A 10,717-nucleotide genomic window follows, 5' to 3' on the forward strand; every position below is an offset into this window, starting at 1 on the left:
GCTACTCGGAGACGAGCACGCTCAAATGCTGTTCACCGATCCACCCTGGAACGTGCCGATCAAAGGACATGTCTCTGGTCTGGGCGCCGTCAAGCACGCTGAGTTCGCGATGGCGTCCGGCGAAATGTCATCGGTAGAATTCGAAAGCTTTCTTGCGACCGCCCTCGGTCATGCCGCGCGACATGCCGTCGACGGCTCGATCCATTTCGTCGTTATCGATTGGCGCCACGTCAAAGACCTGCTCGGCGCCACCGCCGAAACCTACACCGAAATGAAGAATTTGTGCATCTGGAACAAGTCCAACGCGGGCATGGGATCGTTTTACAGGTCCAAGCACGAGTTGGTTTTCGTGTTCAAGAAAGGAAAGGCCCCCCACATCAATAACATCGAGCTTGGTCGCTTCGGCCGGTACCGAAGCAACGTTTGGGATTATCCCGGGCAGAACACGCTCAACAACAGCGCAAAGGGAAAGCTGTCGCTGCATCCGACCTGCAAACCTGTCGCCTTGGTCGCGGACACGATGCGGGATTGTTCCAAGATGAACGGTATCGTCCTTGATCCATTTGGCGGCGCTGGCACCACTTTAATTGCTGCTGAGAGAACGGGACGGCGAGCAAGATTAATCGAAATCGAGCCCCGCTTTGTCGATTGCACGGTTCGGCGGTGGCAGCAGCTGACGGGTCGAATCGCCGTTCATGCCGAGACCGGCGTGCCGTTCGGAACGACAGAAGCTTCTGAAGCAGATATTGGCAGCGGCCAGCGCGTCACCCTTCCAATTATGGGGGCAGATCATGGCCGCTGATCATTCTGATGACAATGAGGATGACAAGGTGGGGTACTGCAAGCCGCCGTCGCGCAGCCAGTGGAAGCCGGGCCAATGCGGGAATCCTCGTGGCCGCCCCAAGGGTGCACTCAATTATAGGACTGAAGTCAAGTTGATGCTGGCAGCCCCAGTCGTCGTCAATGATAACGGAAAGCGTAAGAGGATGACGACGGTACGGGCATCACTGTGGCGCGTTCGAGAAATGGCGTTGAAGGGTAACATTCGTTGTTTGGAAAAGGTTATCGAATGCGCTGCTGAAATCGACGGTGTCCTGGCTACCGAGCCGCTCGGCGACGTCTCCAAAGACGATCAGGCCATTCTCGACGCGTACCGGGAAGAAATTCGAGCCGAGAGAACCAAGGACGACCCCGGGTCGCGCAACGATGACGGTGAGGATCCGAAATGAAAGCGCCGCTTTCTGCGCTACTCCGGACCGACTTGCGTTACTTCGTCTGGAAAGCCTTCAGCACCGTCCTGCCAGGCACCACGTATCTGCCGAACTGGCACATCGATGCCATCGTTTATGAGTTAACGCGAATCCATTCCGGCGAAAGCCGACGGCTCCTGATTAACCAGCCGCCGCGCTCGCTGAAATCAATCTGCGTCTCGATCGCTTACGTTGCATGGCTTTTGGGACGCGATCCTACCCAGCGCATTATCGTCGTAAGCTACTCTAACGATTTTGCCAGCGAGCTTCATCGCCAGTTTCGGATGGTGATTGACGCTCCTTGGTACCAAACGCTGTTCCCAGGCATGCGCCCGGCAAAGGACAGTGGCACGGAACTAGTCACGACAGCTGGCGGCAGCCGCTATGCCACCTCGATTGGTGGTACTCTTACAGGTCGCGGCGCCGACCTCATCATCATCGATGATCCGCTTAAGGCCGAAGACGCCATGTCGGAACCAGCGAGAAGACGCGTCATCGACTGGTTCGGCGGCAGCCTGGTCTCGCGCCTGAACGACAAGGAGAAGGGTCCGATCGTGGTGGTGATGCAACGCTTGCACGAAGACGACTTGGCCGGCCATCTGATCCGCCAGGACGGGTGGCATCATCTCGACCTGCCCGCGATTGCCATTGAAGAAACTGAAATTGTCGTCGGCCACGGCAAACATTTTACCCGCAAAGTCGGTGATGCACTTCATGCGAAAAGGGAAAATCGAGAAATCCTCGATCGGATTAAGGCGGAGATCGGCAGCCTGATGTTCTCCGCCCAGTATCAGCAGCGACCCATCCCTCTCGAAGGCAATCTGATCAAGCGCGAGTGGTTTCGCCAGTACGATGTCCGGCCTCAGAAAGGCCCCGGCGATCGCATCATACAGAGCTGGGACACCGCCACCATGATAGGTCAGGCCAATGACTATTCTGTTTGCACCACTTGGCAGAAAGTCAAAAAAGATTATTACCTAATCGACGTCTATCGAGCGCGGCTGCAATATCCAGATCTTAGGCGCATGGTCGCACGCCTGGCCACCCGACACGCCGTCGAAACTGTCCTGATTGAAGATGCAGGACCTGGCATGCTGCTGCTGCAAGACCTGCAGCGCGATACGCCGAACGGAATGAACCGTCCCATCGGGATTAAGCCTGATGGAAGCAAAGCCGATCGCATGGCGGCGCAATCAGCCAAGATTGAAGCCGGACATGTTTATCTGCCGCAGGAAGCTGAATGGCTCGATAACTTTTTGCTTGAGATCCTCGGATTTCCGCAGGCACGGCACGACGATCAGGTTGATAGCGCGTCGCAGTTTTTGAAGTGGGCGTCCACGCAAGCATTATATGACGATATCGACCTTGGGGGTATGATCTCGGTTGGTGGCCGCGACGCCTATTACCCTTATGGTCCTACTCGCAATTGGTGACTCGCAAAATTGAACCCGATCAAAGAAGTCAGGACCAACTTCGGCGAAGGTCGCTGCAATATCGGTGCTCCTAGTCGTCCGGACCCAGACGGAATCATCCGTCACGATAGTTCCGCATTCACGTAAACGACGTTATTTTGTATGAGGGCATCACCTTGGCCAGACCACCGATAGGCAGTGAAAAATCCTTTCCGGCGACGCTGTGTCGAGCAGGCTGCGGAGCTGCTTGAGATGATCGGCTTTCCGTAGCTAATAGTGGCCGAAAAGAACCGGATTTTTTCCGGTCAGTTTCGGACGTCCAGATGGACTGAAGTGAAGTCCGCCCTGCCTCAGAAAGCAGATATCGCTGACGTTGCTCACCAAGTCCGTTTCGTGCCAGAAGGCGACTTCACCGCGGCTTAATATTCGCGCGGCGGATGACGTCCTTCCAAAGCTGAAGTTCAGCTCCGATCAGCTGGGCGAATTCGTCGGGCGTGCTTGCTACGGGGTTATAGCCCAGTGTCATCAGTCGAGCCTTAGTCTCCGCCTCGTTGATAACGGCGACAATCTCGCGGTGAAGCAATGTGATGATTTTTTCGGGCGTGCCGGTGGGAACGAGCACCCCCACCCAGCTGTCACCTACAATATCGGGAAACCCTGCCTCAGACATCGTCGGTACCTCAGGCAAAGCTCCAGCGCGAGCTGGGCCGGTCACCGCTAGAGCCCGTAATCGGCCCTCATTGACTTGGGGGTAAACGGCCGCGAGCGAAATAAACCCGATCGGCGTATGGCCCGCGACGACCGATGCCGTGGCTGGAGCTGCGCCACCAAAGGGAACGTTTACGAGGTCGAGATTAAGAACCAACCTGAATTGCTCGCCTACTAAGTGCCCTTGGGTCCCCATCCCTCCATGCGCGAAGTTTAGGTTGCCTGTATTCGCCCGGATGTGATCGATCAATTCTCCAACCGTATGCGTGGGAATGGATGGATTGACGACGAGCACCGTAGGAGTTGTGGCGGCGAGCGTTACCGGTGCGAAATCTCGCTTCGGATCGAAGCCAGGGTTGGCAAATAGACTCGGGCTGATCACAAAAGACCCGAACACAAACAATATGGTACTGCCGTCTGGCGCTGCCCTTGCTGCCCGAGCCGTTCCCAGGTTGCCCGAGGCACCTGCGATGTTCTGAACATAGAACTGCTGCCCAAGGCGCTCGCTGAGTTTCCAAGAGATTTGTCGCGCCAGGATGTCCGCCCCGCCGCCTGGTGCAAACGGCACGATGACGTGAACGGGGCGCAAAGGATAACCCGGCTCCGCCAGCGAACCTTGTGTTGACACCAAAGTAACAAGCGCCGCCGTGCCGGCCTCCAGCAGGCTACGGCGCTTGATACCGCCTCTGTCGATCGAAGACATGAACGCAGCATTGCACAGGCGCCCCCCGTCCGCGAGCAGGAGTTTCGCATCACTCTTTCAACACAGCAGGAATCTGCCACGGTCCATCGTTTCGCGAAATTTACCTGACAGCCAGCCTAGCCTAGCTTCCTTTCGCACCAGAAAACTTCACCGCCCTGGCCCATCTTTCGGTCTCGTCGGCAATCAACCGCGCAAAGTCGGCGGGAGAACCCGAAACCGGCGTTTCACCCAGTTCGGCCATGTGAGCCTTAACGCCAGGATCGCCTAGAGCGGCATTGATCTCCGCGTTGAGCTTTTCGATGATCGTCGGAGGTGTCCCCTTCGGGGCACCAATCCCATACCACGTGGTTGGTTCGTAGCCCGGCACAAATTCGCTGACCGTCGGAACGTCCGGGAGTGCCTCTGACCGGGTCGCGGAAGTCACGGCGAGAGCCCGAAGTTGACCGGACCTGACATACGTAATCGCACCGGCCATGGAGCCGAAATAAACCTGGACCTGTCCGCCGATCAGATCCGTCAGCGCAGGTGGCGCACCGCGATAGGGCACGTGAAGCATCTTAATCCCTGCCAAGGCGTTGAATAGCTCGCCCGCGAGATGTTGCGGGCTTCCGACGCCCGCCGATGCCATGTTGACCTGATCAGGCCTTGCCTTCGCGAGTGCTATGAATTCCGCGACTGTCTTTGCGGGATACGAAGGATTGACCAGCATCACGAGAGGCCCACGCGTGATGCTTCCGACCGGCGCAATGTCGCGGATGAAGTTGTAATTTAGCTTGTCGTAAAGCGTGGCGTTGATTGCGTTGCTCGCGCTGACGAGGAGCAGCGTGTGGCCGTCCGGCGGGGCGTTTACGACCGTCTCGGTCGCGAGATTGCTGGCCGCGCCGGGGCGGTTCTCGACGATGAATGGTTGGCCGAGCCGCTCGGAAAGCCGTCGTCCGATCAGCCGCGCCGCGATGTCCGACGCCCCGCCAGCAGCATAGCCGACGATCACGCGCACTGACCGCGCCGGGTAGGTTTGCGCAGACGCGATGCCGGAGGCGCCCGGCAACACGAAGGCGCCTGCTATCATTTTTAAGAATTGGCGGCGCGGAAGCTTCATGTGCGTCCTCCGACAGTTTCGGTCGCATTGCGCGAGCCGCGCCAGCGACGCTGACGTATGAATAGCAGCATCTTGTTAGTTCAGATATGATGAGGTTTGAATACAATTGATACCTGTTGGGTATGACAATGGAATTTAGAAGTTTGCGCTATTTTGCGGTGACTGCTGAAGAGGGTCACATTACACGGGCTGCCGAACGGCTAAATATGCAGCAGCCGCCACTAAGCCGACAAATCAAGGCGCTCGAGCGGGAATTAGGGGTGCAACTATTCCGGCGCAAGGCGCGCGGCGTTGAACTGACCGATGCTGGGCATACGCTGCTTCAGGCCTCCCGCGACATCCTTCCAAGAGTCCAGCGCGCCATCGAGGCCACGCAACGCACCGCGCAAGGCGAACAGGGTCAGGTCCGTATCGGAGCGGCGCCGACCGCGCCGTTCAATTCTTTTGTACCGCGGGTCATCCGTGCGTTCCGGGAAGCCTTTCCCCGGGTAACGCTGACGATAGAGGAAAGCCTCAGCCACGACCTGTTCCAGCGACTGCGCGACGATCAAATCGACGTCGCCTTCTACCGTAGCCCGCCCGCTGACGGGGCGGGATTAAAGCTCGACTCGTTGTTGACTGAGCCTATGATCATGGCGGTGCCAATTGGCAATCCACTCGCCAAATCCGCCCGCCGTTCCAAACTGTCCCTCCGGGACTTCGCGGACGAGACCTTCATCGTCTATGGGCGCCGTTTAGGACCAGGGCTATACGACGCTACTGTCGGAGCCTGTCATGACGCGGGGTTCAGTCCTCGGCTTGGCCAAGAGGCGCCTCGGATCGTTTCGACATTAAATCTGGTCGCGGCAGGTCTTGGTGTTGCGATGGTGCCCGCTTCACTCCAACATATGAAGGTGGATGGTGTCCGCTATTGCCCGCTAAGTGGGCCAGTTCAGCCGAAAGCTCTTTTGGCCCTCGCATCGCGTCGCGGCGATCCCTCGGCATCTGTGCGGCAATTCCTGAAGCTGGTAGTGCGAATGGCGGCGGCTTCGTCTCGGCCGAGTTTCTAACGGTCCTTGCCCAACGATCCCAACGTCCGGATCGGGTCAAAAACGGTCCGGATGACTCCGAACCACGACTTCCGGTTCACCCTGAATAACGGACATCGTCGGACCACCTTGGTTAGCCCGTTCGTGCCAGAAGCGGAACAAGGTCTCAAACCGCCATGTTTGGGCCACTTCCTCATCGGCCGTCCCTGTGGTTCAAAGCGTTGATCTTTGGTTAGCGTTCGCTCCAAAGTGTCGGAGATTTCCCATGACTGACGGTCAGGTAAATCTCATCGTTCAGCACCTTGCGAGATTGCACTTGGCGCTCCGGGGCAGCGAAGCACATCCACCAAACGCCAAGGACATTGGATTCGATCCTGCCTCTCTAAGAACTGCATTGCTGACCGGGTTGCGTTCCGCGGGTGTCGCGATCCACCACGAGGCGGCCGGGGGAGCGACGAGCCGTCGTGGTCCTAAACGCGAGCCCCACGCCAATTTCTCAGTTGGGTCGAAAGCGCCGTTTTGGCAGTCGGTCGGCCACTTCCGGGTTACCTTGAACAACGGACATCATTGGCCCGGCTGGTCGGGTTCGTCATTGGGGCGGGTTCATTTAGAGCGCCCCTCGTCCTCATTTCCCCGCAAGCACGCTGCTGGCGGTGGTGACGTATTTACGGCCGGCCTCCTGAGCCATGTCTACAGCCTCCAGCAGGGAGCGGCTCTCGCGCACTTTGGCCAATTTGACCAGCATGGGAAGGTTGATGCCCGCGAGCACTTCCACGTTTGGACGGCTCATGCAGGAAATCGCGAGGTTGGAGGGCGTGCCGCCGAACATGTCGGTGAGGATAGCGACACCATCCCCGCTGTCGACACGATTCACCGCTTCGATGATATCGCTTCGACACAAATCGGCGGCGTCTTCGGCCCCAATCGCGACGGCTTCAATTTGCTTTTGCGGACCCATAACATGCTCGAGCGCCGCCCTGAACTCGTCGGCAAGGCGTCCATGGGTCACAAGCACTAGACCAATCATCGGAACTCGGTCCTGAGCGAGTCGAACGGGCGCCTCCGCGACCAGGACGATCGTTTTATTCGGGGTAGAGGGGCAAAAAGCGCCAGACAGAAGCGCCGCACGTAGCGGTATTGCGGCATGCGCTCAACTAACGTTGGCATGTGGTGCCGACGCTTCTAAATCGACGGTGGCCACCAGGTCTTGTGATGACGCGCCAAAAATTTGGGATCTCGCGCCAATGATAAAGCGCTGAAGCATTTATCGATGCATCAAACTGGCGCCTAAAGCGAGTAACAGGGCAGCATGATCTTAGTAAGCTTTGCTTCACAGGCCGACCGCAACTTGCATGCCGTTCATTGAGCAGGCACCCAAGCCGACCTCGAAAAGACCCGCTTTCGACCAGGCAGATGAGCATCGCCACCGGGCATATAATGTTGCCGCGCTTTGGGGCTCCCATTCGGTAAATGCCGATGCGTTGCGGCGCGGGCCGTCAGGCCTTGGCCGTTGCGCCGAAGCGAACCATATGTTGATAATGGTGTTTGCTGCGCCTTTGAATTTTGGAGAACAGGCTATGTCTAGAGTGTTCCGATTAGTTGGCGCAGTCATCATGCTGGGCTCAAGCGTCCTTTCCGTGGCGGAAGCGCGGGCAATCGAACTTACCGGCGCATGGGCGACCCACGCGGATCTATGCGGCCAGGTCTTCACAAAGCAGGATAATAGAGTCGTGTATGCAGAGTTTTCCGAGGTCTTCGGTTCAGGTCTCATCATCGATGGCGACCGGATCAGAGGAAGAACCGGGACCTGCACCATCAAATCAAGGAAGCAGGCGGGCAATAGCCTAGAGCTCTCCGCAGCTTGCGCGTCGAGCGTCATGACCCAAGATCTCCGTTTCAGCCTGAAAATTATCGACGACAACAACTTTTCCCGGTCATTTCCTGAGATTGCGGGGATGAGCCTGAACTACACGAGATGCGAGCTCTAAGCGAACGACTGTAGCCTACTCTGGAGAGCGAGTGCATTTCTGTTGATGGCACAAATCGGCGGTCAAAGGGTGGGCAAGCATGTCCGCTCTGCCCCGTATTAGAGTAGCCTTCGTGCGGCGCAAGGAAAGCGTTCCAAGGCGGACTTCGAGTAGGACCTGGCGGCAAACGATCTGTAGCGATCGACCCACAACGGACATCGGCAGACTGCCATGCTGGCAGTGGCGAAGCCGCTCCAGCCCCTGCCATGGGTCGAGATGCGCGACCAGGATGCAATGTCCAGAGCGCGGAGGATCATCATGGGCCACAGCAATTGCTGCTCGTAAGTCCACCTCAATGACGGAAGCGTAAGTCGATAATGAACCCCATCGCCGTGACCCGGCAGCTGCTTTGCGCTGCGCTCCATCCGGGCTACGCTCTTGCTTGTCAACGCGCCGCGCCAGCGCAACGGATGTCGAAGCGGACACCCCGCCGGAAAGTGACCAGGCCCATGACGCCCAACCTCGGACTTTCGTCCTCGACGCTCCGCGCCGACGCCATCGCCGGGCTCACGGCCGCTGCCGTGGTTCTGCCGAAGGCCATGGCTTATGCGACGGTTGCCGGGCTGTCCGTCAGCGTCGGGCTCTACACCGCGTTCGTTCCCTTGATCGTCTACGCGCTCATCGGGACGTCGCGCGTGCTGAGCGTCAGCTCGACGACGACGCTGGCGATCCTCACCGGTGCACAGCTCGGATTGGCGGTCCCCGACGGCGATCCCGTCAAGCTCACGGTCGCAGCCGCAACGCTGACCGCGCTGACCGGCGTGCTGCTGATCGGTGCCTCGGTCCTCCGGCTCGGATTTCTTGCGAACTTCATATCGACGCCCGTGCTCACCGGCTTCAAGGCTGGCATCGGGCTGGTCATCGTGCTCGACCAGGTGCCGAAGCTGATCGGCATTCACGTTACCAAGCGGGGCTTCTTCCATGACATCGCCAGCCTGGCGCAGCACGTGCCGGAGGCGTCGCTGATCACGGTCGCGGTTGCCGTCGCAGCGCTGGTCGCCCTGCTGGTGGCCGAACGGCTGAAGCCGCATTCGTCCGCCCCGCTGTTCGTGGTGGCGGCCGGGATTGCAGCTTCGTGGTTCTTCAGCCTGCCTGCGTCGGAGGTCGCAACCGTCGGCACCATTCCGCAAGCGCTGCCCGCTTTGACGCTGCCGAGCTTCGCCCTGGTGGGACAGCTGCTGCCCGGGGCGCTTGGCATCGCCCTGATGAGCTTTACCGAAACGATCGCCGCCGGCCGGGCTTTTGCAGCGCCGGCCGACCCCCCGATCACCGCCAATCGGGAGCTGGTGGCGACCGGCGCCGCGAACCTGGGTGGCGCCTTGTTCGGCGCGATGCCGGCCGGCGGCGGCACCTCGCAATCCGCCGTGGTTCGCGCGGTCGGCGGGCGAACGCAGACCGCCTCGCTGATCACCGCCGCAGCGGCAGCCGCGACCATGCTGGTGTTTGCGCCGTTTCTCGGGCAGCTGCCGCAGGCGGTGCTGGCAGCCGTTGTCATCGTGTACTCGGTAGGCCTGATCAGTCCCGCCGAGTTCATCGCGATTCGCAAGATCCGGACGCTAGAATTCACCTGGGCGATCGCCGCGTTTGCCGGCGTCCTTATCTTCGGGACGCTGCAGGGCATCATGGTGGCGATCGTGCTGTCGCTGATCGGACTGTCCAGCCAGGTGGTCAATTCGAAAGTCTATGTGATCGGCCGCAAGCGGGGGGCCGACGTGCTGCGGCCGCTTTCGCCGGAAAATCCCGACGACGAAACCTTCGAGGGGCTGCTGATCCTGCGACCCGAGGGCCGGCTGTTCTTTGCCAATGCACAGCAGGTGGGCGACCAGATCCGCGCACTCATTGCCGAGCAACGCCCCAGCGTGGTGACGCTGGACCTGAGCCGCGTTCCCGACATCGAATACTCGGCCTTACAAATGCTGGTGGACGGGGAGCGACGCTTCACCGCGGACGGGGTCACGGTCTGGCTGGCGGCGGCGAACCAACGTGCTGGCGTGCATCCGCGCCTCGCCGCTGGCGAAGCTGGGCCGGGAGCGGCTGCTGTTCAACGCCCGCGAGGTCATCACGAAGTATCAAGATCAGGTTGCGGCTAAAGACACGCCGCAAGGCCTTGAGCGAGGTTAGTCAGTCGCCCGGATGGAGCGGAGCGCAATCCGGGGATTGTGGCGCAAGTGAGCCTATGTCAGCCGCTTTCTAAATGGAGCAACACCTGGTGAGCTTCCAGTGATCCAGCCGACCAAATTTGGGTTGATCGTCACCTGAACATGGCCAAAGCGACCTCGTCGCCAAATCTCAGGAGCGATTCCTCAATTTCACACCCTGTGGGCGCGCCGCAAGCGCGATCAATTGCTCCTGTTGAACTTGGAATCGAATATAGAGCTGTAATTTGCTGCGGTGCGAATGGTCGCTAATGGCAGATTTTGTTGCAAAAGTCGGCTGTTTGCGATGGATAGTTCGGCTACGTCGCCAGGGGCGGCCGGCTTTGATCCGCCG

9 protein-coding genes and 1 pseudogene are annotated in these 10,717 nt (G+C 59.2%); 6 read left to right on the forward strand and 4 right to left on the reverse strand.

Going from position 1 to position 10,717, the window contains the following annotated elements; all coding sequences use genetic code 11:
• The 3 genes from JQ575_RS42910 to terL form a co-directional block, all read left to right on the forward strand.
• On the forward strand, positions 1 to 802 hold an 802-nt coding region (locus JQ575_RS42910), incomplete at its 5' end, for a site-specific DNA-methyltransferase (protein WP_212039178.1).
• Complete coding sequence (locus JQ575_RS42915; RefSeq protein ID WP_212039179.1) at positions 792 to 1,229, forward strand: DUF5681 domain-containing protein; 438 nt, start codon at positions 792 to 794, stop codon at positions 1,227 to 1,229. The genes JQ575_RS42910 and JQ575_RS42915, both read left to right, overlap by 11 nt.
• Positions 1,226 to 2,683, forward strand: coding sequence for a phage terminase large subunit (terL, locus tag JQ575_RS42920; protein ID WP_212039180.1), 1,458 nt, complete (start codon positions 1,226 to 1,228; stop codon positions 2,681 to 2,683). The genes JQ575_RS42915 and terL overlap by 4 nt, the downstream gene beginning before the upstream one ends.
• A gap of 388 nt (positions 2,684 to 3,071) precedes the next feature.
• Here terL and JQ575_RS42925 read toward each other — a convergent pair whose 3' ends face one another.
• Together JQ575_RS42925 and JQ575_RS42930 are read right to left on the reverse strand one after the other, a co-directional pair.
• Positions 3,072 to 4,073, reverse strand: coding sequence for a tripartite tricarboxylate transporter substrate binding protein (locus JQ575_RS42925; protein WP_212039181.1), 1,002 nt, complete (start codon positions 4,071 to 4,073; stop codon positions 3,072 to 3,074).
• Positions 4,074 to 4,194: 121 nt separating this feature from the next.
• A complete protein-coding gene (locus JQ575_RS42930; RefSeq protein WP_212039182.1) occupies positions 4,195 to 5,172 on the reverse strand; it encodes a tripartite tricarboxylate transporter substrate binding protein in 978 nt (325 codons plus the stop codon).
• Between the two features lie 143 nt (positions 5,173 to 5,315).
• On the opposite strand from JQ575_RS42930, the gene JQ575_RS42935 reads away from it, so the two are divergent.
• The gene (locus JQ575_RS42935) at positions 5,316 to 6,221 is read left to right on the forward strand and encodes a LysR family transcriptional regulator (protein WP_212039183.1); all 906 of its coding nucleotides are present in this window, start codon (positions 5,316 to 5,318) and stop codon (positions 6,219 to 6,221) included.
• 604 nt (positions 6,222 to 6,825) lie between these two features.
• Here the strand turns inward: JQ575_RS42935 and JQ575_RS42940 are convergent.
• The gene (locus tag JQ575_RS42940) at positions 6,826 to 7,227 is read right to left on the reverse strand and encodes a PTS sugar transporter subunit IIA (RefSeq protein WP_212039184.1); all 402 of its coding nucleotides are present in this window, start codon (positions 7,225 to 7,227) and stop codon (positions 6,826 to 6,828) included.
• Positions 7,228 to 7,552: 325 nt separating this feature from the next.
• Here JQ575_RS42940 and JQ575_RS45475 point away from each other — a divergent pair, with 325 nt between their 5' ends.
• Positions 7,553 to 8,188, forward strand: a complete 636-nt coding sequence (locus JQ575_RS45475; protein WP_249133729.1) for a hypothetical protein — start codon at positions 7,553 to 7,555, stop codon at positions 8,186 to 8,188.
• 488 nt (positions 8,189 to 8,676) lie between these two features.
• Positions 8,677 to 10,348 (forward strand): annotated as a pseudogene (locus JQ575_RS42950) (SulP family inorganic anion transporter).
• 168 nt (positions 10,349 to 10,516) lie between these two features.
• Here the strand turns inward: JQ575_RS42950 and JQ575_RS42955 are convergent.
• Positions 10,517 to 10,717 (reverse strand): hypothetical protein (locus tag JQ575_RS42955; protein WP_212039185.1); only part of this gene is annotated, 201 nt, incomplete at its 5' end.

This window comes from Bradyrhizobium sp. JYMT SZCCT0428, assembly GCF_018131075.1.
Classification (GTDB): Bacteria; Pseudomonadota; Alphaproteobacteria; order Rhizobiales; family Xanthobacteraceae; genus Bradyrhizobium.